Raw genomic sequence first — 24482 nt, forward strand, 5'->3', positions numbered from 1 at the left:
GCCGCATCGCCGGGAGGCCCACGCCCGAGCCTGGACTGGCGCTACAGCCTAACGTTGCCCCGTGGCCCGGCAATCGCCCAGATGATAAGGCCCAGCACCGGCAGCAGCAGGATCAGCAGGATCCACAGCACCTTGGCCCCGCCACTGGCGCCGCTCTTGATCACGTTGATGATCGCCCAGATATCCAGCGCCAGAATGACCAGCCCCACCAACCCGTTGAACGTCGACCCCATGGTGATACTCCCATGATTGAACCTGCCTTCAGCGTAGCTGGCTATCGGCCCCATAGCGGCGAACCGCTCGTCGCACACGCCGCGCAGTGATTACACTCGATTGATCGACTCCGTACCACAGAGGCCTCCATGCCACCCGCCCAAAGCTCCGCCAACGCCAACCCGACCTCCCTGCGCAGCGCCTGGCTGCACCAGGTTCAGGCCACCCCATGGCTCAGTGCCGGCCTGGCCCTGAGCCTGCTCGCCGTGCTCGGCCTGCTGGTCGCCAGTGCCTGGAACGCGGTGCACGGCGACAACAAGGACAACCTGCACATGGCCCTGCTCGGCGGCCTGGCAGGGTTTGGCGCCACGGCGCTGGGCGCGGTACTGGCGGTGGTGCTGCGCGACGTCAGCGCCCGCTCGCAGGATGTGATGCTCGGCTTCGCCGCCGGCATGATGCTCGCCGCCAGTTCGTTTTCGCTGATTCTGCCGGGCCTGGAGGCTGCGCGTGAAATCACCGGCAACGGGCCTTTCGCGGCCTTGACCGTGGTGGTCGGCATGGGTCTGGGGGTGCTGCTGATGCTGGGCCTGGACCGCTTCACGCCCCATGAGCACGAAAGCACCGGCCCCTGCGGCCCACAGTCGGAACGCATCAACCGGGTGTGGCTGTTCGTGCTGGCGATCACCCTGCACAACCTGCCCGAGGGCATGGCCATCGGCGTGGGCTTTGCCAACGGCGACCTCAACGTGGGCCTGCCGCTGACCACCGCCATCGCCATCCAGGACATTCCCGAAGGCCTGGCCGTGGCACTGGCGTTGCGCGCCACCGGCCTGTCCAACCTCAAGGCTGCGCTGGTAGCGGTCGGCTCGGGGCTGATGGAGCCGATCGGGGCAGTGATCGGCCTGGGCATTTCCACCGGTTTTGCCATCGCCTACCCGGTGAGCATGGGCCTGGCGGCCGGGGCGATGATTTTCGTGGTATCCCACGAGGTGATCCCCGAAACCCACCGCAATGGCCACCAGACCTCGGCCACCCTGGGCCTGATGGGCGGCTTCGCGGTGATGATGTTCCTGGATACCGCGCTGGGCTAGACGTGTACCGCGACCCGCAGCGCCTCCAGGGCAGGCGCCGCGGCGATGCCGACCTCGGCGCACAGCTCCAGCACCCGCGGCACGTCGTTGCCGTACACCAGCACCATCTGCAATTCGTCGTCCAGCAACTGGCTGATGTTGACCAGGGTGTAGCCGCCGTTTTCCTTGTTCATGCTGCCCATCTGCACCTGGATGCGGTTGAGTGCCGTGAGCGGCTCGACCTTGACCAGTTGCTTGGGCTTGATGTTGAAGGCAACGTCCTTGCCGAACGAGTCGGTGATCTGCTGGAACAGGTCACTGTAGGTGTCGGCCTGGAACAGCACGGTATCGGGCAGGCTGCCGATCACCACCCACTCCCCCAGCGGAATCGGGAAGGTGTCGTCGTAGTTGATGTCGGGGTTGGCCGCCAGGAACGCCTGCGGGTCGGCATAGGCCTGCGCCGCTTCATCGGCGATGCGCTCGATTTCGGCGTCCGGAAGGCAGCCGGAGCTGATTTTGCCGATGAGTTCGACCAGTTGGTTTTTCATGCGGGGGCCCTGCGAGGCGAAAAAAGTCGCCAAGGATAGCCGCAAAAGCCCCCTGGCAGTTAGCCGGCCAGCGCCTGCAACTGGGCGACGGTGTCGGGTGCGCCCATGGTTTGCGCGGCAACCAGTGCGGTGGCGCCCTGCGCGTCGCGGTGATTGGGGTTCGCGCCCTTGCCGAGCAGGTAGGTGACGATGGAGGTGCGGTTGAACATCGCGGCCAGCATCAGCGCGGTACGGCCATCGGCAGACGCTCCATCGATCAGCGCGCCCTTCTCCACCAGCAGCTCGATCATCGCCTGGTTGCCCTTGAAAGCGGCACCGGCAATCGGCAACTGGCCCTTGTCATTGGCAATCTGCGGGTCTGCGCCGTGCTCAAGCAGCACCCTCACCGCCTCAAGGTGGCCGTGGTAGCTGGCAAGCATCAGCAGCGTGTCGCCGTTGCCATTGCGAAGGTTGACCGGCAGGCCCTTCTCCAGCAGACGGCCAAGCATGTCGGCGTCCCCCTTGCGCGCCCGATCGAACACTTCTTCGGCAAAGGCTGCGGCTTCATCGTCGTTCATCGGGGTGGGGGTTGGGTGGTCGGTCATCGGGAACCTCCTGGCTGCGGTAGAGCCCAAGTCTTTGTCAGGGAAGGCTTTGGGTCAACCTCGCAAATCCCATGAGGACGACAGAGCAAATCTATTGGCCGCAAGGCACTGCAAAATGCACTGTGCAAATTGCACGACCATGCAGAATGCACGGCACCCATTCTGTACGCCAACTTTAAGTCATTGTTTTATAAGCCTTTTTTAATCAAGGAAAACTGGCACGGTCGCTGCACCTATCACTTCATGTCTGCCACACAACAGTCAGGAGCTGATATGGACCTCATCCAGCAAAAATTCGCCTCGGTATTTTCCGCCTACGACGTCACCACCCAGGCTCGCCCTGATGGCGGTGTACTGCTGACGTTGCGCGCCGCCGACGGCAAACAGGTCAAGCGCTCGATTTCGTATGGCCAACTGCACAGTGCCGAGCAACTGTCGTGGGCGATCAGCGCGATCCGCCGCGACCTGGCCGAGCAGGCCAGCGAGCTGCCGGTGATCTCGATGCTGCAAAGCCAACAGCGGTTCGCACTACCGACCTATCGCTGAATCGCGTAGCGGCCTTTGCTGGCAAGCCAGTGCCCACAGGATCATCTTGGTTCCTGTGAGCGCTGGCTGGCAAGCCAGTGGCCTCGGCGTTATCAATCGTCCAATCGCGCGTAACGCTCGGCCAGCTTCTCCCCCGTGAACTGCGCCACCACCCCTTCAGGCTGATTGAACAGTCGCACCGCCACGAAGTGCGGGTTGTCCCCGCCATCGATCCATACCCGCAACCCCGCCGGCACCACGATCAGATCCCCCTTCTCGCACGCCACCGCATGCACGTACTCCCCTGCCCGCACGCTGACCAGGCTGCGCCCGGCTGCGAAGAAACGCACCAGGTCATCCGAATACACATGTTCGTCCAGCAGTTCGCTCATCGGATCGCCACTGGCGCTGATCACGTCGACGGCGCGGTAACCGCCTTCGTGTTGCAGCCGGTCGATCTGCGCCTGGTAGGCGGCCAGCACACCGGCCTGGCCAGCATCGGCCTGCACAGGCGACTGCGCCGTCCAGCGCTCGAACCTTATTCCCTGCTCGGCCAGTGTCGCGGCGATGTCTTCAAGGTGGGTCAGCACCTTGTTGGGAATGTCCGGGGTGGACTGGTGAAACACGCTCAGGCTGCTCATGGGGCCTTTTCCTCTGTCATTCGAAACGCAATGATAACGGCTGCGACCAGGGCCGCGACGCTGGCAATACTAAAGGTGATGGTGGCGCCCAGGGCGTTCCAGCTGTAGCCCGAATACAGGGCACCCAGCGCACCGCCAGTACCGGCCAGGGCCGCATACAGCGCCTGCCCCTGGCCCTGCTGGCGAGCGCCGAAGCTGCGCTGCACGAAGGCGATGGCGGCCGCGTGAAAACTGCCGAACGTGGCGGCGTGCAGCAACTGGGCGAACAGCAGCACGCCCGGATACTCGGCAAAGGTCCCCAGCAGCCACCAGCGCAAGGCCGCCAGCAAGAGGCTCGCCAACAGCACCCGACGCAACGAGAACCGCGCCAGGATCCAGCTCATGGCCAGGAACATCAGCACCTCGGCCACCACCCCCAGCGCCCACAACATGCCGATGGTGCCGCGGGCATAGCCCAGGCGCTCCAGGTGCAGGGTGAGAAAGGTGTAATACGGGCCGTGACTCAACTGCATCAATGCCACGCACACGTAGAACGCGGCCACGCCAGGGCTGGCCAGTTGCCTGAGAAAGCCGCCACCATCGCTGCGCTCGTGCTGGCCTGGCGGCTGGGCATTGGGCACCCACAGGCTGGCCAGCACGATGCCGGCCATGATCGCCACCAGCGCCACCGGGTAGATGTCCAGGCTCAACCATTCGAACAATCGCCCCAGGGCCACCACGGTGAGGATGAAACCGATCGACCCCCACAGCCGCACCTGGCTGTAGCGGGCAGTCTGACCTTGCAGGTGGGCCAGGGTGATGACCTCGAACTGCGGCAGTACCGCATGCCAGAAGAACGCGTGCAGGGCCATTACCAGCGCCAGCCAGGCGTAGCTCTTGGCCACGAAGATCAACGAGAAGCTGGCCAGGGTGCACAAGGCCCCCAGGCGCACGATCAGCAGGCGCTGGCCGCTGCGATCGCCCAACCAGCCCCACAGGTTCGGTGCCACGCAGCGCATCAGCATGGGGATGGCCACCAACTCGCCGATGCGCGCGCTGGAAAACCCCAGGTGATCGAAATACAGCGCCAGAAACGGCGCTGTCGAACCCAGCAAGGCGAAATAGAACAGGTAGAAGCTGGAAAGCCGCCAGTAGGGAATCGGCGCCACGGCTCAGCGGGCCGTGGCGTCGACGTCGGGCAGGTGCACTACAGCTGGCCCAGCACCGGGGTGGCTACCCGCACATCGGCGTTCTGGCCGCGGTGGCGCAGCAGGTGATCCATCAGCACGATGGCCATCATCGCCTCGGCGATAGGGGTGGCACGGATGCCGACGCAGGGGTCGTGACGGCCCTTGGTGATGACCTCGACCGGGTTGCCATCCACATCGATGGAACGGCCCGGGGTGGTGATGCTGGAGGTCGGCTTGAGTGCCAGGTGCGCAATGATCGGCTGCCCCGAGGAGATGCCCCCCAGGATGCCGCCGGCATTGTTGCTGAGGAACCCTTCGGGGGTGAGTTCGTCACGGTGTTCGGTGCCGCGCTGGGCCACGCTGTCGAAGCCGGCACCGATCTCCACGCCCTTGACCGCGTTGATGCTCATCAGCGCATGGGCCAGCTCGGCGTCGAGGCGGTCGAAGATCGGCTCGCCCAGGCCGGGCATCACGCCTTCGGCGACCACGGTGATCTTGGCACCCACCGAGTCCTGGTCACGGCGCAGCTGGTCCATGTAGGCCTCCAGCTCCGGCACCTTGTCCGGGTCGGGGCTGAAGAAGGCGTTGTGCTCCACCGACTCCCAGGTCTTGAACGGAATTTCGATAGGGCCCAGCTGGCTCATGTAGCCGCGGATGCGGATGCCCTGGGTGGCCAGGTACTTCTTCGCGATGGCACCGGCAGCCACGCGCATTGCGGTTTCACGGGCCGAGCTGCGGCCGCCGCCACGGTAGTCGCGCTCGCCGTACTTGTGGTGATAGGTGTAGTCGGCGTGGGCCGGGCGGAACAGGTCCTTGATCGCCGAGTAGTCCTTGGACTTCTGGTCGGTGTTGCGAATCAGCAGGCCGATGGCGCAGCCGGTGGTACGGCCCTCGAACACGCCAGAGAGAATCTCGACCTCGTCGGGCTCCTGGCGCTGAGTGGTGTGCCGGCTGGTACCGGGCTTGCGCCGGTCCAGGTCGTGCTGAAGATCGGCCAGCGAAAGCTCCAGGCCCGGAGGGCAGCCATCGACAATGGCGACCAGCGCCGGACCATGGCTTTCGCCAGCGGTGGTGACAGTGAACAGCTTGCCGTAGGTATTGCCGGACATGCAGGGCGCTCCGCGTTCAGCCTGATTTTTAACTGGATGGTAACAAGGCCAACCAGTATACGCAGGGTATACCCTTAGATCACCTCCGGGCGCGAACCTAATGCCGCCGGACGAGTCAAAACGCCACCTCCTCGCTAATGGCCTGATGATGCTGCGCACGTTCGCCCTGTTGTTCCTCCTGTTTACCGGCCTGGCACAGGCCGCGGCCCCCACGGTACTGCAACGACCGATCAGCCTGGTGACCGACGACGGCACCCTGCAGGGCAGCCTGCTGTTGCCGCGCAGCGACACGCCGCCACCGGTGGTGCTGATCATCGCCGGCTCCGGCCCCACCGACCGTGACGGCAACAATCCCGCCGGCGGACGTATCGACAACCTCAAGCGCCTGGCCCTGCTGCTGGCCAACAACCGCATTGCCAGCGTGCGCTACGACAAGCGCGGGGTGGCCGCCAGCCGCGCGGCAACCCCCGACGAACGCAACCTCAGCGTCGAGCGCTATGTGGCCGATGCCGTTGCCTGGGGCCATCTGCTCAAGGCCGACCCGCGCTTCGGCCCGCTGATCGTGCTGGGTCACAGCGAGGGCGCACTGATCGCCAGCCTCGCGGCCGAACAGGCCGGCGCCAGCGCGGTAATTTCAGTGGCAGGCAGCGGGCGCCCGGTCGATCAGGTACTGCGCGAGCAACTGGGTGAACGCCTGCCGGCGACCGAGCGGGCCCAGGCCGTACGCCTGATCGAGCAGCTCAAGGCCGGCCAGCCCAGCACCCAGGTACCGCTGCACCTGCGCGACGTGTTTCGCCCCAGCGTGCAGCCGTACCTGATCTCGCTGTTTCGCCAGGACCCGGCCGCCGCCTTCGCCCGCCTCCACTTGCCGGCGTTGATCGTGCAGGGGCGCAACGACGTCCAGGTCGAGGTCAAGGATGCCGAGAGACTGCACGCTGCCAAGCCGGACGCCGAACTGGCACTGATCGACGGCATGAACCACATGCTGCGCATCAGCCCGCGTGAAATGAGCCAGCAGCGCGACAGCTACAACAACCCCGAGCTGCCCCTGGCCAGTGCCCTGGGCGAGCGGATCGTCGAGTTCATTCGTCGATTGCCGGCGGCATGAAGCGAATTGGCGCAAATTGTGTCTCCAGTCTTGCGCAAAGCGGCCGATAAGCCGGTGCAGGCGTCGCCCTTGCGACCCGCCTGCTGTGCACAAAAGGACCGCCGTGATGACTGAAGCCACCCCCCAGGACGCCCCAGACGCGACCGACGAATCGCCAGCCCCGGAAGCGGCTCCGCTGCCCTGGGCGGACGTTGTGCCCGAGCATTTCCAGATGCTGCGCCTGTCCCCGCAGCCCACCGACCGCAACACCGGCGCGCGGCCGCTGCGCTTCGTGCAGTACGGTTATGCCGAACGGCACAACAAGACCCACAGCCTGCTGCGCATGGAAGTGCGCCTGCCTGGGCAGAAGGTGCGCAAGGAGCAGAATCGCCTGGATATCTGGGTGGACCATGAGTTGCACCAGATCAAGATCGGCCCCGACAGTGGCTTGCAGATCGAGCCGGTCAGCCGTGGCCTGGGGCGCTTCCTGTTGTCGCAGGCGGTACACTGGATACAGCGCAAGTGGTCGCACTACCGGGTCGAGGGCATGGCCCTGGCCAACAAGGACGCACTCAACGAAGACACACGCCTGCGCCGCGACCAGGTGCTGCGCAGCCATGGCCTGGAGGTCGAGTACGCCGATGCGCAGCACCTGAAGGGGCGCTGCGTGGAAGTCCAGGCAGGTCAGCTCAAGGGTGGCTGGAATACCGACAAGGTACAGAAGGTAGACATCCTGGATGCTGCGGGCATGCTGCAGCAGGCCGAGCAGAACCTGCAGGAGAAGGAAGCACAACTGCGCGAGCGCGATGAGCGGGTCAACAAGTACCGCCGCGAAGACAGCGGGTTGCGCTTCACCATCACCTGCCTGGTGGCCTTTGCGGTGTTCCAGGCCGGGCTGCTGATCTGGATTGCCACCAACCGCTGAAAGCGTTGCGGGTCAAGCCCGCCCCAACACGGCAATGCGGCCCTGTTGGGGCGGGCTTGACCCGCGACAGGCTTGAAACCGGTATCCCTTACACCCGCGAAGCAAACAGCGCCTGATGCTGCCGGCATTGTTCGGCCGTGAGCATGAACACCCCGTGCCCGCCACGTTCGAACTCCAGCCAGGCGAAATCCACCTCCGGGTACAACTGCTCGACATGCACCTGGCTGTTGCCGACCTCGACGATCAGCAGGCCCTTCTCAGTCAGGTGATCCGCCGCCTCGGCCAGCATGCGCCGTACCAGGTCCAGACCGTCATTGCCGCAGGCCAGGCCCAGCTCCGGCTCGTGGTGGTACTCCTGGGGCATGTCGGCGAAATCCTCGGCATCGACATACGGCGGGTTCGACAGGATCAGGTCGAAACGCTGCCCCGGCAAGCCCTCGAACCCATCGCCCTGCACAGTGAACACACGTTCTTCAAGACCATGGCGCTCGATGTTCTGGTTGGCCACTTCCAACGCCTCGAACGACAGGTCGGCCAGCACCACCTCGGCCTCGGGGAACACGTCGGCGCTGACGATGCCGATGCAGCCGGAACCGGTACACAGGTCGAGAATGCGCGCGGGTTCGGCAGCCAGCCATGGCTCGAAGCGTTTTTCGATCAGTTCGCCGATGGGGGAGCGCGGGATCAGCACGCGCTCGTCGACGATGAACGACATGCCACAGAACCACGCCTCGCCAAGCAGATACGCGGTCGGCACGCGTTCTTCGATACGTCGCTTGAGCAGGCGCTGCAGCTTGACCAGCTCGTCGTCTTCAAGACGGCAATCGAGATAGGCGTCGGCCACTTCCCATGGCAGATGCACCGAACCCAGCACCAGCAGGCGTGCCTCGTCCCAGGCATTGTCGGCGCCATGCCCGAAAAACAGCCCCTGCTCATGAAAACGGCTGACAGCCCAACGGATGTGGTCGCGCAGGGTGCGCAGGCGGGAAGTGATCACGGGCAGACTCCTTTAAAGACGACCGGCAATTCTAACAGCCTGGAACACAAATGGGCCCGCCAATACGCCTCTGGCCGCAATTGTGCTCATGCCTGCAGGCCGCTATCCACGCTGCATGCACGCTAAGCCATTCACATAAGTCGCCAAGCAGGGGACAATAGGTGAAAAGCCCTATCCAAAGGAGCCCCTGATGTCCGTTCCAACGACGATGTTCCACCTCAGCGGTCGCGGTTATCCGCCGGCCAAGCTGAGCAACGCCAGCCTGGTGATTATCGATGCGCAAAAGGAGTACCTGAGCGGGCCCCTGGCGCTGTCGGGCATGGACGAAGCGGTGGCCAACATCGGCAAACTGCTCGAGGCTGCACGCAAGGCCGGCCGGCCCGTGGTGCATGTGCGCCACCTGGGCACCGTGGGTGGCCTGTTCGACCCACAGGGCTCGCGCGGCGAGTGGATTCCGGGCCTGGAGCCGCAGGGCGATGAAGTCGTCATCGAAAAACGCATGCCCAACGCCTTCAAGAACACCACACTGCACGAGACGCTGCAGAAGTACGGCCACCTGGACCTGATCGTGTGCGGCTTCATGAGCCACTCCAGCGTCAGCACCACCGTGCGCCGCGCCAAGGACTACGGCTATCGCTGCACCCTGGTCGAAGACGGCTGCGCCACCCGCGACCTGCCGTTCAAGGACGGCGTGATCCCGGCCGCACAGATCCAGCAGAGCGAAATGGCGATCATGGCCGACAACTTTGCCTGTGTCGCACCCGTCAACAGCCTGATCTGACCACCCGACAGGCAAGTGGAACCACTCTGGGGCGTTCGGGTCCAACCCCGGATACCCTTTGAGGAAAGTCGGAATGAAGTTATCCAGTTTCGACGCCAGGCGCCTGCGTCCCCGCGAACAACGCAACTGGGGCGCACGCCTGGCCACGGCGTTCTCGGCACTGCTGGCGATACTCGGCGTGCTCCTGACCATGGCCGGCGTCGCTGGCCTGCTGGGCCATGCCGAGGCGCTGGGCGAGCTCAACAACAACCGCCCCGGCGCTGCCGTGGTGCTGGGCCTGGGCTTGCTGTCGCTGTACCTGGGCGTCTGGTCCTGGCGCCGCAGCCGGTTGCGCCTGCGCCGTGCCAGGGGGCTGAACCTGTCGCCGCACCTGATGAAGAAACACGATTGACTGCAACCCTGTGGGGAGTCGCGTAAACTGCGCCGCCCAGGCGGAGGCTTACATGCAAGACGACGATTTTTCCCTGTTCAAGAGCCAGATGCACGGCGTCAAGCCGATCCGGCATGATCGTGCCGACACCGGCAAACCCAAGGCCGACCGCAAGCAGCTGGCCAGCCTGCGCCAGGCTGCGACCGTGCGCAGCGACCAAACGGTGATCGACGGCCTGTCCGATCAGTTCGTCATCGACGTGGGCCCGGAAGACGACCTGCACTGGAGCCGCGATGGCGTGCAGGAAAGCCAGATGCGCAAGCTCAAGCTTGGCCAGATCGGTTTCGAAGGCAGCCTGGACCTGCACGGCATGACCGTGGAGAAAGCCCGCGAGACCCTCTGGGCATTCCTGGCAGAGGCCACGCGCTTCGAGGTGCGCTGCGTGCGAGTCACCCACGGCAAGGCGGTGCGGCTCGATGGCAAGCGTCCGATGATCAAGAGCCACGTCAACACCTGGCTGCGCCAGCATGCCCAGGTACTGGGTTTTACCTCGTGCCAGGCGCGTCACGGCGGCACCGGCGCGGTGTATGTCATGCTCAAGCGGACCATGCTTGAAGGGCGTGACGAGTAACGCCGCGCTTGCAGCGCCGTCACAGCCGCCGTACCCTTCGCTTTTGCGATAAATCCCACAGGTAGATCCATGTCCCTGGAACAGCACTACACCGCGATTCTCGGCCAACTCGGCGAGGATGTTTCCCGCGAGGGCCTGCTCGATACGCCCAAGCGGGCTGCGAAGGCCATGAAGTACCTTTGCCGCGGCTACGACCAAACCCTGGAAGAGGTGACCAACGGCGCCTTGTTCAGCTCCGACAACAGCGAAATGGTCCTGGTCAAGGACATCGAGCTGTACTCGCTGTGCGAACACCACATGCTGCCGTTCATTGGCAAGGCGCATGTCGCCTATATCCCGAGCGGCAAGGTGCTGGGCCTGTCCAAGGTGGCGCGCATCGTCGACATGTACGCTCGCCGCCTGCAGATCCAGGAAAACCTCAGCCGCGAGATCGCCGAGGCGGTTCAGCAGGTGACCGGCGCGCTGGGCGTGGCCGTGGTGATCGAAGCCAAGCACATGTGCATGATGATGCGCGGTGTGGAAAAACAGAATTCGTCGATGATCACCTCGGTGATGCTCGGCGCCTTCCGCGACAATGCTGCCACCCGCAGCGAGTTCCTCAGCCTGATCAAGTAATCGGCCGAGGTTCTGCGAGCCGACCTGCCCAGGTCGGCTTTTTTCATTGTGAGGAGTTGCCATGATCGTCAAAGCACTGCGGGTTGGCCTTGGCCAGCTGATCGTCTTCCTCGACTGGGTCAGCCGCCCGAGCAAGCTCAAGCGTGATGCGGCCGCCCAGGCGAATGTCGAGCAGCAGGCCAAGGGGCTGAGCCTGTATCAGTTTCACGCTTGCCCCTTCTGCGTGAAGACCCGCCGCACACTGCACCGCCTGAACGTGCCGGTGGCACTGCGTGACGCGAAGAACAACGAACAGGATCGCCAGGCCCTGCTGGAGCAAGGCGGCAAGATCAAGGTGCCGTGCCTGCGCATCGAGGAAGACGGCAAGACCACCTGGATGTACGAGTCCAAGGTGATCATCGACTACCTGAACCAGCGGTTCTCGGCGGTCTGATAGCGCTTGGCCGGCAGGGCTGCTCCCTGCCGGCAAAACACCATCAATCGATCATGGGCACATGCCGCTCATGCGAGGCCACGCGTTCCAGCCAGGCGCGAATCTTCGGGTAATCATCCAGCAGGAAGCCAGCTTCGTGGGCCACATGGGTGTAGGCATACAACGCCACATCGGCAATCGAGTACTTGTCACCGACCAGGTAGGGCGTTTCCTGCAACTGTTTCTCCATCACCTTCAGCGCCTTGTGCCCGCCCTTCTGCAACGACTTGTATTCATCGACGCGATCTTCGGGCATGCCCAGGTAGAACTGGATGAAACGTGCCACGGCAATGTAGGGCTCATGGCTGTACTGCTCGAAGAACTGCCACTGCAGCACTTGCGTACGTAAACGCGGTTCACTCGGCAGGAACAGGCTACCTTCGGCGAGGTAGTTAAGAATGGCGTTGGACTCCCACAGATAACTGCCGTCCTCCAACTCCAGCACCGGCACTTTGCCGTTAGGGTTCTTGACCAGAAACTCAGGGCGCTCGGTCTCGCCATTGAGGATGTTCACGGGACACCATATGTACGGAATATCAAGCAAGTGCAACATCAGCTTGACCTTGTAGCAGTTGCCCGACTGGTAATCCCCGTAGACCTTGTACATTGTTCCCCCCTCTCCAAAGCTGAAACGAAACCGCCGTCCATAGTTGGCGACTGTACGGTTAAATGCAATGGTTGCTGTATGGCAAAACTCGCCCTATCGCAGCGTAGTCTGAAAAACCCGCTTACACCCGCACAAGGATTACTGCATGCCTGACGCCACCTCTGCGCCAATGCGTCCGCTGGCCGACACCTCCCCCTCGGCGGTGGTCGCCGGTTTCATTGCCATGCTCACGGGCTATACCAGCTCGCTGGTGCTGATGTTCCAGGCGGGCCAGGCGGCCGGCCTGACCACCGCGCAGATTTCCTCGTGGATCTGGGCGCTGTCGATCGGCATGGCGGTATGCAGCATTGGCCTTTCACTGCGATATCGCACGCCCATCACGGTCGCCTGGTCGACCCCCGGCGCAGCCTTGCTCATCACCAGCCTTGGCGGCGTGAGCTATGGCGAGGCAATCGGCGCCTACATCACCTGCGCCGTACTGGTGGTGATCTGCGGGCTCACCGGCAGTTTCGAACGCCTGGTACGGCGCATTCCGGCATCGCTGGCCGCGGCCCTGCTTGCCGGCATTCTGTTCAAGATCGGCAGCGAGATCTTTGTTGCCGCCCAGCATCGGACCGCCCTGGTACTGGGGATGTTCTTCAGCTACCTGCTGATCAAGCGGTTGTCGCCGCGCTATGCGGTACTGACCGCGCTGGTGGTGGGCACCGCGATCGCCGCAGTGATGGGGTTGCTGGACTTCAGCGGCTTCCACCTGGAGGTGGCGACACCGGTATGGACCACGCCGTCGTTCTCGCTGGCCGCGACCATCAGCATCGGCATCCCGCTGTTCGTGGTGGCGATGACTTCACAGAACATGCCGGGTGTGGCGGTGCTGCGTGCGGACGGGTACCAGGTACCTGCCTCGCCGCTGATTTCAGTGACGGGCCTGGCCTCGCTGCTGCTGGCCCCGTTCGGCTCGCACGGCATCAACCTGGCGGCCATCAGCGCCGCGATCTGTACCGGGCCGCATGCCCATGAAGACCCGAGCAAGCGGTACACCGCGGCGGTCTGGTGCGGGATTTTCTATGGCATTGCCGGCGTGTTCGGCGCCACCCTGGCGGCACTGTTCGCCGCGTTGCCCAAGGAGCTGGTGCTGTCGATTGCCGCACTGGCGCTGTTCGGCTCGATCATGAACGGCCTGACGGTCGCGATGAGCGAGGCCAGGGAGCGCGAGGCGGCCTTGATCACATTCATGGTCACGGCCTCGGGCTTTACCCTGTTCTCGATCGGCTCGGCGTTCTGGGGGATTGTGGCGGGGGTACTGACGCTGATGATCCTGAACTGGCGCAAGCCTGCCTGATCGACACGGGAGGGCCTGGCCCTCCCCTGCCCCACCCGCTAGATAGCGGTGGCACCACCATCGATTGCCAGAGCCTGGCCAGTGGTGAATGCCGCACCGTCGCTGCACAGGTACAGGACCGCTGCAGCGACTTCCTCGACCTTGCCCACGCGGCCGACCGGGTGCATGGCGGCGGCGTATTCAGCCTTGCGTGGATCGGCCTCGTAGGCACGGCGGAACATGTCGGTGTCGATCACCGCCGGGCACACCGCATTCACCCGGATCAGTTTCTTGGCGTACTCGATGGCGGCCGACTTGGTGAGCCCGATCACGGCATGCTTGGATGCGCTGTAGATACTCATCTTGGGCGCAGCCCCCAGGCCGGCGACCGATGCGGTGTTGACGATCGCACCGCCGCCCTGGGCGAGCATCAGCGGCAACTGGTGCTTCATGCACAGCCACACGCCCTTGACGTTGACGCCCATGATCGCATCGAACTCGGCTTCGCTGCCGTCGGCCAGGCGCCCCTGCTCGATTTCTATACCGGCATTGTTGAAGGCGTAGTCCAGACGACCGTATGCCTCGACAGTGCGCGCCATCAACTGCTGCACGTCCTGCTCGCGGGTAACGTTGCAAGGTACGAACAGTGCCTGGCCGCCGGCGGCCTGAATCAACCCGACCGTGTGTTCGCCACCGGCGACGTCCAGGTCTGCCACCACGACCTTCAGGCCTTGTGCGGCGAATGCCAGCGCCGTGGCCCGGCCGATGCCGGCGCCGGCCCCGGTGACCAGGGCAACCTGGCCGGAAAAAGTCATGCTCATCGATAACTCCCGCAACGTAGTGAGGACAATGGCGGGAGTCTAGTCATCGGCGGTGGCTCCTGGGCAGCATCATCAGGCACGCAGTGAACACACCATCGAACCGGGTGATTTTAGCTGCTAGGCTCAATCATCCAGATGGATCAATCACCATTCGCCACAAGGCTGGACCTTGCCGATTTGCCGATGCAGGCCTATCAACAGGGTTTGCCTTCCAGAGAGAACCTTGCCATGACTGACAGGACCAACCGCCGATTCCTGCTTGCCAAGCGCCCCACCGGGGCAGTGACACGTGATGACTTTACCTTTGAAACCGTGCCTGTGAGCGAGCCTGTCGAGGGACAGGTAGTGGTGAAGAACCTGTACCTGTCGCTGGACCCGGCCATGCGCGGGTGGATGAACGAGGGCAAGTCCTACATTGCGCCTGTAGGTATCGGCGAGGTCATGCGAGCACTGGGTGTCGGTGAAGTGGTGGCGTCCAGGCACCCTGACTATGCCGTGGGTGATACGGTGAGCGGAGCCCTTGGTGTACAGGATTACTTCATTGGCGAGCCCAAGGGCCTGCATAAGGTCGACCCTAGGCTGGTACCGTTGCCACGCTATCTCTCCGCCCTGGGCATGACCGGAATGACGGCCTACTTTGCCCTGCTGGAAGTGGGTGAGCCCAAGACGGGCGAAACCGTGGTGATCTCGGGTGCAGCGGGAGCGGTCGGCAGCATTGCCGGGCAGATCGCCAAGCTCAAGGGCTGTCGTGTGGTCGGGATTGCCGGCGGCGAGCAGAAATGCCGCTACCTGGTCGATGAACTGGGCTTTGACGGGGTTATCGACTACAAGGCCGAAGACGTACTGGAGGGACTCAAGCGCGAGTGCCCAAAAGGGGTGGATGTGTACTTCGACAACGTCGGCGGGGACATCCTCGATGCAGTGCTCAGTCGCCTGAATTTCAAGGCGCGGGTGGTGATCTGTGGTGCCATCAGCCAGTACAACAACAAGCAGGCGGTCAAGGGCCCGGCCAACTACCTGTCGCTGCTGGTAAACCGCGCGCGCATGGAAGGTTTCGTAGTGATGGACCATGTGGCCAAGTACGGCACCGCAGGCAACGAAATTGCCGGCTGGCTGGCCAGCGGCAAGCTTAAGAGCAAGGAGGATGTTGTCGAGGGGCTGGAGACCTTTCCCGAAGCGCTGCTGAAGCTGTTCAGCGGGGAAAACTTTGGCAAGCTGGTGTTGAAGGTATAAGAGGAACGACTTCGCCAGCAAGGCCGGCTCCTCCTTGTAGGAGCCAGCCTTGCTGGCGAAAAACCGGGTCGCTTAGCCGCGAATTTCGGCTACCACTGCAGACAGCGCTTGAGCAGGGTCAGCCGCCTGACTGATCGGGCGACCGATTACCAGGTAGTCGGAGCCGGCGTCCAGCGCCTGGCGCGGGGTAAGGATACGACGCTGATCGTCCAGGGCGCTGCCGGCAGGACGAATGCCCGGAGTCACCAGCTGCAACGACGGGTGCGCGGCCTTCAGGGCCGGGGCTTCCAGGGCGGAGCACACCAGGCCGTCCATGCCGGCCTTCTCGGCCAGGGCGGCCAGTCGCAGCACCTGCTCCTGCGGCTCGATGTCCAGGCCAATACCGGCGAGGTCTTCACGCTCCATGCTGGTCAGCACGGTCACACCGATCAACAGCGGCTGTGGCCCGCTGCGCTGGTCCAGCACGTCGCGACAGGCCGCCATCATGCGCAGGCCGCCAGAGCAGTGCACGTTGACCATCCACACGCCCATTTCGGCTGCGGCCTTCACGGCCATGGCGGTGGTGTTGGGGATATCGTGGAACTTGAGGTCCAGGAACACTTCGAAGCCCTTTTCACACAGGGTTTCAACGATGCCCGACGCACTGCTGGTGAACAGCTCCTTGCCGACCTTGACCCGACACAGCGCGGGGTCCAGCTGATCGGCCAGTTTCAGGGCGGCGTCACGGGTAGGGAAATCCAGGGCGACGATGATAGGCGTCTGACAGGCGGACATGGGCAGGCTCTCTGGGCAAGTCGAAATCGGCGCGCATTGTAGCCGATGCGCAGTGCCAATGGGGGCCGGTGATCGCGAATTCGCCCCCAGGTGGTGGGCCTCTTATACTTGAACCATCGACGCTCGTGTCGAGTCCAACATCACAGAGGCGGCGCCATTCGCCGTCGATAAGGAGAAGCTCATGCCCTGGTATGCCTGGTTGATCTTGCTGGTTGCCATCGGCTCGATTGTCGGTGGCTTGATGATGCTGCGTGATACGGCGAAGAAGCTGCCCTTGACCGAAGAGCAACTCAAGCGCGTGCATGAGCGCAATGCCGAAGCCGATGCCAAGGACGCGCAAGACCGATAAGCGTGGCGCTTCCCCGCCTTCTGCAGGCGCCGGCATTGCCGGCGATGGGCCCATGCCATTTGATGATAAAAACGGATCGAGCATTGCCCGACCCGCCCCTCCTCAGGTCACTTGACCGCCAGTTTGTCCCGGTTGCGCTCGATCAGCGCCTGGCCGATCCCCTTCACCTCCAGCAACTCATCCACTGACTCGAACGCGCCGTTGGCTTCGCGGTAGGCCACGATCGCTTCAGCCTTGGCCTTGCCGATACCTGCGAGCGACGACTGCAGTGTCGCCGCATCGGCAGTGTTCAGGTTGACGGTGGTTGAGGCGAGCGCTGCGCTGACTGTAGTGACTGGCAAGTCGCCCGCGGCCTTGGTGGCCGCCGCAAACGACGGCAGCGAGAACGCGCTGAGCAGCGCGAGCAGCAGAGAAACAAGAAAGGTATTGCGCATAACGGTGGCACTCCTTGGTGTGTGAGCTTGCTAAGGCAGCGATTCCTTGGCTGCCTGTAAAACCTAGCGGCTCAAGAACAACTGATCCACAGTCAAGGTCAAAAGGATTCAAACAAGATGTGAAAGAAATGTAAAAATGTGTAGGAAATGTTACCGTTTTGGCCGTCGAAAAACTCTTACACGGGATGTGCAGCGGTGCGCGAAGGGAAGAACAAGCTGGTTGATGGATTTCCGTTTACATTCAAGCATCATCGCTCGACAGTTCATCTGAACGCGCCTGTGAGCACTGCGCTGGCGGCAACGCTTACGCTGTTGCTTGGCCAGGAACGCCCGTCAAACCGGACAAGCGCGCCACTATCTACAGGCGATAGCCCATTGTTTGCCAAGCGCCAAGCGATTGAGACCCTCCCAAAGAGGATCCGCTTTACGCGCGGTACCCGCAAAAGCTGTGGCATGTTCGACTGGCCAATCGAAGAGCTGATAAACACTGCGGAAGCGCACCGCCGCGGCGCGAGTGTGCCCGGCGTGGTTGGCTATGGGTATACCAGGTCACGCATGGGGTTGATGAATGACTTCATCATCATCACAGAACTGTTGCAGAACTACACAGACGGCTATCAGTGGATACTCGCCAAGCCTGAAGAAGTGGAGCGGGTGATCGGTGCGGCGTTCGAGTTGTTGCTTTCGCTGAACAGCAGCGGGATCTATCACATGGATCTATGGGCGGCGAATGTGATGATGTGTAACGACGGGGTGGGGGCAACGCATGCGATCGATTTAGAGAATTGCTTTGCCGCCGCACCACGGTTTTTGAGTGAAACCCTGGGCTTTCAACTGGGGTTCTTCTATCGCAGAGAGGTAGGGGGGCTGGTTGGGGAGTCGGCGTACGACGCTTTAGTAGCGCGAGCCCTGGAAACCTGCGAGGGGATTAATCGGGAACGATTTGATGCTGTGTACCAAATGGCCAAGCACCATCACATTGGTCGCAAGGAACGACGGGATATTTTTTCGAGTGGGCGAGTGGTATTGGGGTGACGACAAGAGGAAACGTATGGGGCGGCACTGTTTTTTTGTGAGGGCCGATAACGGCTAGCCGTCAGACAGGCCAAGCATATGGGGCACGAAAAATGTAATGACTCGTTCCCCGATCCGCCGCCCGGCAGTCGTTACCGCTGGATACTGTTAACCCCAAGGCCCGCTCTCAAAGATATACAGCGCCTGTTCAGCCGCTTCGGCATTGACGGCCTGATAGATCGTAAGCACTCCATAAACCCCACCTTGTCAAAGATGGTGCGGTGCGTTGCCGATACACTTGAGGCACGCACCTCCACGGCAGCAGGGCTTCGTAAGCCTCAACTGAGGACGCCTGTGGCAGGCGTTCCAGTGCGCAATAGGGCTTTTGGTCGTTAGCTTTGGCGGTTTCGACCAATCTGTAAAGTTGACCACTGGCCACCGCGCCGTTAGGCGTGTCGCTAAACAACCGGTTATTTCGTCCCATCACGAAGGGGGGATCGCGCGCTCTGCGACGTAGTTGTCGATCGGTAGGTAGCCTTTCTCCACCTACCGTTCAAGTCTGCTCCAGTTGCTTGCCAGATAACTAATGGCTTTTCCGAACGCGTTCTGAGCGCTAACTCGTGGTTGTGTCTTTTCGCTCCAGCTTTTCAATTGAGCAACTATCGGCAGGCTTTGTTCGTGAGGACCGGTTTTACGCTCAGCGTCGCTGCCGCCCTTCAAGTCGCGTTCGATCCCATAAAGCTTGTTGATCAAATTCAGCGCGATGTCGGCATTACCCGTCTTGCTTTTGGGCTGCACTTTTTGTGCTTTCACGAATTTGCGACGTGCGTCCGCCCAGCATCCCAAGCGCTCACTCTTGCTTGGGCGCCCAGTGCGTTGTAACCGGCATAATCATCGGTCATGACGTAGCCACGATAGCCATCGAACAGGCGTGTAGACACTTCCTGCGCTCGGCTGGTGGAGTAATCAAAAAGGATGACCTGCTTATTCGGTGGACCGCCGCTTTGCACCCACATCCACGACTGGTTGTTTGGCTCGCGGTCAGGTTCTTTCAACACCTGCACCCGCGTTTCATCGCAGTAGATGATGCGACTGGCTAGCAGGCGGTCGAGCATCAGCTTCAGCAGCGGCTGGAAGTGCTCGCTGCACTGGATAACCCACCTTGCCAAGGTTTGGCGCGGGATATCAATGCCGTGGCGACCCAGCACTGTTTCAAAGCGGTATGGCGGCAAACCGTCTACATATTTGGTGGTCAGCATCATCGCCAGTACGCTGGGGCTAGCTATGTTTTTTTCAATCACCTGAGTCGGTTTGTCCGCCGTGGCCGGTGCAGCCTCGCAGTCGCGGCAACTGTAGACTTTACGAACGTTTTTGATTACCCGTATCGGCTTCTGCGTCTTCGTCGGCAACGTCGGCAATGCTTTCTGCGTTATCGAAAAGGGCTAGCTGGGGTGTAGCAGGGTCAGCTGTCTGCTCGGACTTGCGCCCGAACAAGCGCTGACGCAGCAGCGCGTTTTCCTCTTCGAGAAAACCGACCCGTGACTGCGTCTTCGCAAGCATCTGCTTGAGTAGCTAAAGATAGAACGTGCCTCACCGAAACCGGGCCTACACAGTTGACCAGGGACCGAAGTGCTCTGGCATATCTCGCCATGCGGCACCCGCGAACAGCCCCCAGAGTAAGCCATCAAGCCTCAAACAGTCGCCTGGAGGGGGGCCGGCCCCCGCCATGGTTTTCGATAAAGAGATCGGCAACTACATCCCAGGCCTCATCCGAGAGTTCATAACGCTTTCACATCACAGAACTACTTTCCGTAGATGGCTGGAAACTCTACAAAATCGCAGCTTTCGAGGGGCGGTGATTAAATTTCTCGACATTTCGTACAGAGCCTAACCTATACACTGCAGGTATATATTGGTCAACAACAGCAAGATAAGACTGCTTCGCTGGGATTCGCTGACCATTATCGGGAAACTAGCTTGACGGCGCTGCTTGATCAGCTTGTTTAGACCGCATCGGCACCGCCAACAAAATCGCCACTGGCAACCAGAACAACGTCCAGTAGTCACCAGGTCGAGTAAAGACTCGCTCAACATCCGTCAGCATGGCGATCAGCGCAAAGACCAGTGCAGGAAATGCAAGGCGCACCCAATAGTTGCTGCGCAGTTTCCACGCTTTATGTGCCAACGCCAGCAGACCCGCACCGAGCAAGGCAAGCGAAACGATACCACTATCGTAGACCTGTTGGAGGTACAAGCTATGGGCATGAGGCGATTGGTGAACGCCATCTGGCCATATATATAAAAACTCAGTTCCTAGCCCGTGTCCGAAAATCCAATGACCGGACATTACTTCAAAATAATAAACCCAAATCGACCCGCGCCCAGACAACTGCTTTGTCTCAAATTCAACAACGAGTTGTGGCCACATAATCACAAACACACTAGTGACAGCAATGCTACTTATGAGTAACAGCCACCAACCACGCTTAGAGTTCTGAAAACAAACAGCAGCAATAAAGCCACCTAACAAAGCAAACCAAGCGCCTCGCGTATAAGTCAACAAAACATATACTGCCAGCACCGCAAAAACTGCCAACCAGAGCAGAGACTGCCTAGATGTATTTTTTCTATACAAGGCAAATGCTAATGCCCATGTAGCAACAGCACCATGAAAAATGCCAGACGCCACCGGATGACCATAGTTTATAAAATTACCTATACCTAGCTCTTTCATTCGATAAGCGCGATACGCAAATGAACGCCCTACATAACCGTACTGATAAATCAGACTAATCAAAGCACCTAACGCAACAACCACAACACCAGCAACTAGTGCACCACGCAAAAAAACCTCATCATACTTCAGTAAAAAAAATATGGCCATAAGATACAACCAAACCAAAAGCCCTCGCTTTGCAATTGAAACTGATGGGCTCTCAGAATTTGTAGCCCACAGTGTACTCAAAGCCACCCAAACTAAAAATGCCGCCCAGATTATATACTGTCGATTTAGACCAATACGAAGACGCGCGACAGCACTAACACAAAGACACACAAGCGCAGGCAGTAAAAGCCAGATATACACCTGTGCATTCCGCGCACTGCCAGACTCGATCCAAACCTTTCCACTCACCTGAATAAAAAGACCAATAGCCAGCATCCAAACCAAAACATAGCGCCACTTCATGTTTTGAGAAAAATCACACCGTAAAATTTCTATCCATCTCATAACTACGACTACTTCCTCAAGCAAAATCAAAATGCGTTTTTATTAATAAAGCCTTTAAAAACAGTAAGAAGTATAATTTTCAGATCGACCCAGAGTGACCAGTTATCGATATACCAGAGATCGTATTCAACACGCTTTTGCATTTTTTCAAGCGTATCCGTCTCTCCGCGGTAGCCACTGACCTGAGCCCAGCCGGTGATACCTGGCTTGACCTTATGCCGCTGCATGTAAGACTCGACCAAATCCTTGTAGTACTCGTTGTGCGCCAAAGCATGGGGGCGAGGCCCAACAATCGACATACGCCCTTGGAGCACATTGAAAAATTGCGGTAGTTCATCAAGGCTGGTACGCCTTAAAAACGCCCCGACTTTGGTCACTCGTACATCGTCGCGCGTGGCCTGGGTAACGCCACCTTCGCTATGCACTACCATTGAGCGAAATTTGTACACTTTGAAATGTTTGCCGTTGATGCCCGTTCGATACTGTTTAAACAAAATCGGCCCAGGGGACGACACCCTGATTGCAACAGCAATCACCAGGCAAGCCGGGAGTATCATAAGGCTGATCAAGCCTCCGATAATCAAGTCCTCAAGGCGCTTGACCACCAACGCCGAGCCATCCATCGGGCTGCAGCTAAGGTCCAATGAATACAAGCCAGCAATATGGCTCACCTTGTGATTCAGCAAGCGGATATCACCCCATTCCGGAATGAAGCGAACGGCAACGGTGTGGTGGCGAAGCGCATACATAATGGAGCGAATGACGCCCCCTTCACTGAGCGGCAGGCACAGCCATACTTCATGCACGCCTAACTCATCAACTTTGGCGACCAGGCTGTCCACCCAGTCGTCGTTTTGACTAAACGCAAGGCTTGTGGAAATACGAAAACCGTCTTCTTCCAAGGTGCGGCCACTGTTTAGCTGGCTGGCGGACTGCCCTCCGGAATCAACCAGCAGTACGCTCTTCAGGTTCAGTCCAGAGCCGCGTATGCGACGTAATATCAAAAATACGGAAAAGCGTAGCAACAAACACAGTGCCCCTCCCGTAAACAACATTACGCTGAACCAGATGCGGGAATAGTTATCTGAAATCTTCAGGAAAAACGTCAACGATAAAAGAACGCCTGCAGCAGACAGCCAGCAAACCACCAGGACACCGAGTTGGCGCCAGAAGGACTGACCTCGTTGCGAGCCATAAACACCGCCCAACGCCAGGCAGATCACGACCACAATGGCCGTAATCATCGTTGCGGTGTTGTAACGCCCCGTCATTTCAAAGTGCTGAAAACGGTAATGGAAGGCAAACAAGCCCGCCACCAAGACGATGACCATGTCCGTTAACGCGACAAAAAAAGGAACGGGATACCGTTCTGCAAATGTTGGTTGATACCGATGAGTGACTTGCATGTCTTTGAACAGGCCCCAATCTCTATAAAACACTGGTTAGCGTGCAATGCAGCCAGGCACCGCCCCGCAGCCAAAACCCCCAACCCTACGCAGCAACTCAGAGGCGCCAGCACCGCCTGAGTCACTATCAGTCATGCTTTACTTTTTGGGTTTGACACGCCCGTACTTGTCTTCAAAGCGAACGATATCGTCTTCACCCAGGTACGTACCTGATTGAACCTCGATGAGCTCCAACGGGATAACACCTGGATTTTCCAAAGCATGAACCTGGCCGATAGGGATGTAGGTGGATTGGTTCTCCGTGACCAGATAGGTTTTGTCGCCATTGGTGACACTCGCCGTACCACTCACCACAATCCAGTGCTCGGCTCGGTGATGGTGCATCTGAACGGATAGCTTGGCTCCGGGTTTTACGGTGATACGCTTGACCTGATAACGATGCCCACTGTCGATCGAATCGTACACACCCCAAGGACGATACACTTCACGGTGATTGGCATGCTCATGGCGCTGGTCCTGCTTGAGCTGCTCAACAATCTTTTTGACGTCTTGCACATGACTCTTGTGGGCAACCAGGACGGCGTCCTTGGTCTCGACAATAACAAGGTCCTCGACCCCTACCGTCGTCACCAGGCGATGCTCGGCATGCACATAGCTATGACGAGTAGCGTGTTGAAGAACATCCCCCTTCAAGACATTCCCGTTGATGTCCTTTTCGCTGACATCCCACAGTGCAGACCATGACCCGATGTCACTCCATCCAGCATCCAGCGGCACCATGGCGGCATCGGCCGTTTTTTCCATCACCGCATAATCGATCGAGTCGTCCGGGCACTCGCTAAATGCTTTTGCATCAATACGGGTGAAGTACAGGTCCTGCTCTGCACCTGCCAATGCCTGCTGGCACGCCTTGAGAATGTCGGGCTGGAACGCCTCCAGCTCTGCCAAATAGCGGCTGGCACGAAACATGAACATGCCACTGTTCCAAAAATAGTCCCCAGAAGCAACATAATGCTGGGCAGTGGACAAGTCCGGCTTCTCCACGAAACGGTTGACCTTGAACCCTTCACTACCAAGCACTTCGCCCTTCTGGATGTAGCCATAACCGGTTTCAGGGTAGGCCGGTACGATGCCAAAGGTCACAAGTTTGCCTGCTGTGGCTAACACCATGGCAGCCTCAATACTGGCATGGAACGCAGGCACGTCTTGAATCAAGTGATCGGCAGCCAAAACCAGCAGCAACGGATCCTGACCTTCCTCTATGGCCTGTAATGCCGCCAGAGCAATGGCAGGTGCCGTATTACGCCCCATTGGCTCCAGCAGAATGTTGGCCTGCTCCAGGCCAATCTGACGTAGCTGCTCTGCTGCAAGAAACCGATGCTGCTCGTTGCAAATCAAGCGCGGCGCTTGGGCGTCCAGCCCCTGCAGGCGCTCAATCGTTGCCTGCAGCATGGACTGATTTTGGTCGACCATCGGCAAAAATTGCTTAGGGTTAAGTTGACGCGAAAGCGGCCAGAGACGCGAGCCGGAACCGCCAGCCATGATTACCGGAAGCAACAT

General features: G+C 60.3%; 27 protein-coding genes and 3 pseudogenes. 13 read left to right on the forward strand and 17 right to left on the reverse strand.

What is annotated here, in order from left to right:
• Positions 1–41: 41 nt before the first annotated feature.
• Complete coding sequence (locus DN388_RS00585; protein ID WP_043862715.1) at positions 42–233, reverse strand: PLDc N-terminal domain-containing protein; 192 nt, start codon at positions 231–233, stop codon at positions 42–44.
• A 129-nt stretch (positions 234–362) separates the two neighbouring features.
• On the opposite strand from DN388_RS00585, the gene DN388_RS00590 reads away from it, so the two are divergent.
• Positions 363–1304 (forward strand): ZIP family metal transporter, encoded by a 942-nt coding sequence (locus DN388_RS00590; RefSeq protein ID WP_043862714.1) that lies wholly within the window; start codon positions 363–365, stop codon positions 1302–1304.
• On the opposite strand, the gene DN388_RS00595 is transcribed toward DN388_RS00590, so the two are convergent.
• Both DN388_RS00595 and DN388_RS00600 read right to left on the reverse strand, forming a co-directional pair.
• Positions 1301–1831, reverse strand: a complete 531-nt coding sequence (locus DN388_RS00595) for a hypothetical protein (RefSeq protein ID WP_043862713.1) — start codon at positions 1829–1831, stop codon at positions 1301–1303. The genes DN388_RS00590 and DN388_RS00595 overlap by 4 nt on opposite strands.
• Positions 1832–1890: 59 nt before the next feature.
• Positions 1891–2415, reverse strand: a complete 525-nt coding sequence (locus tag DN388_RS00600) for an ankyrin repeat domain-containing protein (protein WP_054915837.1) — start codon at positions 2413–2415, stop codon at positions 1891–1893.
• A 273-nt stretch (positions 2416–2688) separates the two neighbouring features.
• On the opposite strand from DN388_RS00600, the gene DN388_RS00605 reads away from it, so the two are divergent.
• Complete coding sequence (locus tag DN388_RS00605; protein WP_043862711.1) at positions 2689–2961, forward strand: DUF3509 domain-containing protein; 273 nt, start codon at positions 2689–2691, stop codon at positions 2959–2961.
• 92 nt (positions 2962–3053) lie between these two features.
• Here DN388_RS00605 and DN388_RS00610 read toward each other — a convergent pair whose 3' ends face one another.
• Genes DN388_RS00610 through aroC form a run of 3 tightly spaced genes read right to left on the reverse strand, consistent with a single transcriptional unit; the run spans position 3054 to position 5859 of the window.
• On the reverse strand, positions 3054–3581 hold the full coding sequence (locus DN388_RS00610; protein ID WP_254996330.1) for an acireductone dioxygenase: 528 nt from the start codon (positions 3579–3581) through the stop codon (positions 3054–3056).
• On the reverse strand, positions 3578–4729 hold the full coding sequence (locus DN388_RS00615) for an MFS transporter (protein WP_043862709.1): 1152 nt from the start codon (positions 4727–4729) through the stop codon (positions 3578–3580). Before DN388_RS00615 ends, DN388_RS00610 begins: the two co-directional genes overlap by 4 nt.
• Before the next feature lie 38 nt (positions 4730–4767).
• Positions 4768–5859 carry a chorismate synthase gene (gene aroC, locus DN388_RS00620; RefSeq protein ID WP_043862708.1) on the reverse strand — a complete coding sequence of 364 codons (1092 nt, stop codon included), beginning with the start codon at positions 5857–5859 and terminating at the stop codon, positions 4768–4770.
• Positions 5860–6004: 145 nt separating this feature from the next.
• On the opposite strand from aroC, the gene DN388_RS00625 reads away from it, so the two are divergent.
• The gene (locus tag DN388_RS00625; RefSeq protein ID WP_213606081.1) at positions 6005–6967 is read left to right on the forward strand and encodes an alpha/beta hydrolase; all 963 of its coding nucleotides are present in this window, start codon (positions 6005–6007) and stop codon (positions 6965–6967) included.
• A gap of 106 nt (positions 6968–7073) precedes the next feature.
• On the forward strand, positions 7074–7871 hold the full coding sequence (locus DN388_RS00630; RefSeq protein WP_254996343.1) for a hypothetical protein: 798 nt from the start codon (positions 7074–7076) through the stop codon (positions 7869–7871).
• An 88-nt stretch (positions 7872–7959) separates the two neighbouring features.
• On the opposite strand, the gene prmB is transcribed toward DN388_RS00630, so the two are convergent.
• Positions 7960–8868, reverse strand: coding sequence for a 50S ribosomal protein L3 N(5)-glutamine methyltransferase (gene prmB / locus DN388_RS00635; protein WP_054915841.1), 909 nt, complete (start codon positions 8866–8868; stop codon positions 7960–7962).
• A 190-nt stretch (positions 8869–9058) separates the two neighbouring features.
• On the opposite strand from prmB, the gene DN388_RS00640 reads away from it, so the two are divergent.
• The 5 genes from DN388_RS00640 to DN388_RS00660 all read left to right on the forward strand — a co-directional run bounded on the left by DN388_RS00640 (position 9059) and on the right by DN388_RS00660 (position 11698).
• Positions 9059–9649 carry a cysteine hydrolase family protein gene (locus DN388_RS00640; RefSeq protein ID WP_054915842.1) on the forward strand — a complete coding sequence of 197 codons (591 nt, stop codon included), beginning with the start codon at positions 9059–9061 and terminating at the stop codon, positions 9647–9649.
• Between the two features lie 73 nt (positions 9650–9722).
• A complete protein-coding gene (locus tag DN388_RS00645) occupies positions 9723–10040 on the forward strand; it encodes a hypothetical protein (RefSeq protein ID WP_043862703.1) in 318 nt (105 codons plus the stop codon).
• 52 nt (positions 10041–10092) lie between these two features.
• Positions 10093–10650, forward strand: coding sequence for a Smr/MutS family protein (locus DN388_RS00650; RefSeq protein ID WP_043862702.1), 558 nt, complete (start codon positions 10093–10095; stop codon positions 10648–10650).
• Between the two features lie 69 nt (positions 10651–10719).
• Entirely contained in the window at positions 10720–11265 is a 546-nt protein-coding gene (folE, locus tag DN388_RS00655) for a GTP cyclohydrolase I FolE (RefSeq protein ID WP_054915843.1), read from the forward strand.
• A gap of 61 nt (positions 11266–11326) precedes the next feature.
• Positions 11327–11698 carry a glutathione S-transferase N-terminal domain-containing protein gene (locus DN388_RS00660; protein WP_043862700.1) on the forward strand — a complete coding sequence of 124 codons (372 nt, stop codon included), beginning with the start codon at positions 11327–11329 and terminating at the stop codon, positions 11696–11698.
• A gap of 43 nt (positions 11699–11741) precedes the next feature.
• Here DN388_RS00660 and DN388_RS00665 read toward each other — a convergent pair whose 3' ends face one another.
• A complete protein-coding gene (locus DN388_RS00665; RefSeq protein ID WP_100634492.1) occupies positions 11742–12344 on the reverse strand; it encodes a glutathione S-transferase family protein in 603 nt (200 codons plus the stop codon).
• A gap of 145 nt (positions 12345–12489) precedes the next feature.
• Here DN388_RS00665 and DN388_RS00670 point away from each other — a divergent pair, with 145 nt between their 5' ends.
• The gene (locus tag DN388_RS00670) at positions 12490–13683 is read left to right on the forward strand and encodes a benzoate/H(+) symporter BenE family transporter (protein ID WP_078479755.1); all 1194 of its coding nucleotides are present in this window, start codon (positions 12490–12492) and stop codon (positions 13681–13683) included.
• Positions 13684–13721: 38 nt separating this feature from the next.
• Here the strand turns inward: DN388_RS00670 and DN388_RS00675 are convergent, their stop codons facing one another.
• Positions 13722–14483 (reverse strand): SDR family oxidoreductase, encoded by a 762-nt coding sequence (locus DN388_RS00675; protein ID WP_054915845.1) that lies wholly within the window; start codon positions 14481–14483, stop codon positions 13722–13724.
• A 228-nt stretch (positions 14484–14711) separates the two neighbouring features.
• Here DN388_RS00675 and DN388_RS00680 point away from each other — a divergent pair, with 228 nt between their 5' ends.
• Complete coding sequence (locus tag DN388_RS00680) at positions 14712–15716, forward strand: NADP-dependent oxidoreductase (RefSeq protein WP_054915846.1); 1005 nt, start codon at positions 14712–14714, stop codon at positions 15714–15716.
• Between the two features lie 72 nt (positions 15717–15788).
• Here the strand turns inward: DN388_RS00680 and pyrF are convergent, their stop codons facing one another.
• Complete coding sequence (gene pyrF, locus DN388_RS00685) at positions 15789–16490, reverse strand: orotidine-5'-phosphate decarboxylase (RefSeq protein WP_043862695.1); 702 nt, start codon at positions 16488–16490, stop codon at positions 15789–15791.
• Between the two features lie 181 nt (positions 16491–16671).
• On the opposite strand from pyrF, the gene DN388_RS00690 reads away from it, so the two are divergent.
• On the forward strand, positions 16672–16839 hold the full coding sequence (locus DN388_RS00690; protein WP_078479756.1) for a DUF2897 family protein: 168 nt from the start codon (positions 16672–16674) through the stop codon (positions 16837–16839).
• A gap of 107 nt (positions 16840–16946) precedes the next feature.
• Here DN388_RS00690 and DN388_RS00695 read toward each other — a convergent pair whose 3' ends face one another.
• Positions 16947–17273: a helix-hairpin-helix domain-containing protein gene (locus DN388_RS00695; RefSeq protein WP_043862694.1), complete on the reverse strand. Its 327-nt coding sequence runs from the start codon at positions 17271–17273 to the stop codon at positions 16947–16949.
• A 147-nt stretch (positions 17274–17420) separates the two neighbouring features.
• Here DN388_RS00695 and DN388_RS00700 point away from each other — a divergent pair, with 147 nt between their 5' ends.
• A complete protein-coding gene (locus DN388_RS00700) occupies positions 17421–18308 on the forward strand; it encodes a hypothetical protein (RefSeq protein WP_254996352.1) in 888 nt (295 codons plus the stop codon).
• 84 nt (positions 18309–18392) lie between these two features.
• On the opposite strand, the pseudogene DN388_RS00705 reads toward DN388_RS00700, so the two are convergent.
• From DN388_RS00705 to DN388_RS00730, 6 genes and pseudogenes are all read right to left on the reverse strand, one after another.
• Positions 18393–18527: pseudogene (locus DN388_RS00705) on the reverse strand (IS256 family transposase); the annotation flags it as partial.
• A pseudogene (locus DN388_RS00710) lies at positions 18496–19847 on the reverse strand (IS66 family transposase). The pseudogenes DN388_RS00710 and DN388_RS00705, both read right to left, overlap by 32 nt.
• 48 nt (positions 19848–19895) lie before the next feature.
• Positions 19896–20025: pseudogene (locus DN388_RS00715) on the reverse strand (transposase); the annotation flags it as partial.
• Between the two features lie 234 nt (positions 20026–20259).
• Positions 20260–21516 (reverse strand): O-antigen ligase, encoded by a 1257-nt coding sequence (locus DN388_RS00720; RefSeq protein ID WP_254996353.1) that lies wholly within the window; start codon positions 21514–21516, stop codon positions 20260–20262.
• 26 nt (positions 21517–21542) lie between these two features.
• The gene (locus tag DN388_RS00725; RefSeq protein ID WP_100634521.1) at positions 21543–22922 is read right to left on the reverse strand and encodes an undecaprenyl-phosphate glucose phosphotransferase; all 1380 of its coding nucleotides are present in this window, start codon (positions 22920–22922) and stop codon (positions 21543–21545) included.
• A gap of 138 nt (positions 22923–23060) precedes the next feature.
• On the reverse strand, positions 23061–24482 hold the full coding sequence (locus tag DN388_RS00730; RefSeq protein WP_229590028.1) for a mannose-1-phosphate guanylyltransferase/mannose-6-phosphate isomerase: 1422 nt from the start codon (positions 24480–24482) through the stop codon (positions 23061–23063).

Source organism: Pseudomonas sp. S12(2018), from assembly GCF_024355235.1.
Classification (GTDB): domain Bacteria; phylum Pseudomonadota; class Gammaproteobacteria; order Pseudomonadales; family Pseudomonadaceae; genus Aquipseudomonas; species Aquipseudomonas palmensis.